The following is a 446-nucleotide window of genomic DNA, read 5'->3' on the forward strand; positions in this document are numbered from 1 at the left end:
GCGGATCATTCGGAGTTCAAGGCTGAGTTTGGAGCCTTCTGCAGGAAGGCCGTGACGGTGCTTCGGGACTGCGGGCGATCCGTGGAGGAGACAGAGGGCGCGCCCAGCGAGGCAGATTTTCTCCTGCCACCGGACTACGCCTACCCTGACGACCGCGTTCTCGTCGTCGTGACCCTTCGAGGCGCACGGCTGACCCAGGAGATCGTTTTCGCCCTTTCGCAGCTGGTTGAGAACCACCAGCCGAGGTATCACATCTTTATCGATGGACAGGTTTCACATGGGCGATCGTTCGAGATTGTCTTCATACCCGATGGACAGGTCCTTGGCCATGAGCGGGAGGGCACCGATTTATTGGGGGCCTTGGGGTTTCCCAGCCAATCAACAAACCAAGCCGAACAAGCCGCTGGTGGACGACCCTAGACCGCGGCCTTGTTGGAAATCCGCCG

Annotated in this window: 1 protein-coding gene; it reads left to right on the top strand. The window is 59.9% G+C overall.

The genetic code is table 11. The annotated features are described in order from the left end of the window. A partial coding sequence (locus ACG2LG_RS24235; RefSeq protein ID WP_396263487.1) for a hypothetical protein occupies window positions 1-420 on the top strand: 420 nt, incomplete at its 5' end. Window positions 421-446 lie beyond the last annotated feature (26 nt).

The sequence above is a fragment of the Haloferula sp. A504 genome, assembly GCF_044385805.1.
Classification (GTDB): Bacteria; Verrucomicrobiota; Verrucomicrobiia; order Verrucomicrobiales; family Akkermansiaceae; genus Haloferula.